The organism is Vibrio sp. T20, from assembly GCF_007858795.1.
Taxonomy (GTDB): Bacteria; Pseudomonadota; Gammaproteobacteria; order Enterobacterales; family Vibrionaceae; genus Vibrio; species Vibrio satsumensis.
In genome coordinates, this window is record NZ_VFEB01000225.1 from 1 (window position 1) to 234 (window position 234).

Sequence of the window (234 nt, forward strand, 5' to 3'; positions counted from 1 at the left end):
GGCGGCATTTGAATACAAAGCGCTGGATGCTAAAGGTAAAAGTAAAAAGGGGTCTATTGAAGCGGATAACGATCGCCAGGCTCGCCAGCGCTTAAAAGAGCAAGGCTTAATGCCGGTTGAGATGACTGAAGCCAAGGCAAAAAATGCCAAAGGCTCTCAACCTTCGACCAGTTTTAAGCGTGGTATCAGTACACCTGATCTTGCTTTGATTACGCGTCAAATATCAACGCTTGT

1 pseudogene is annotated in these 234 nt (G+C 46.2%); it reads left to right on the forward strand.

The features are described 5' to 3' along the window. Positions 1 to 234 (forward strand): annotated as a pseudogene (locus FTW16_RS22210) (type II secretion system protein GspF); the annotation flags it as partial.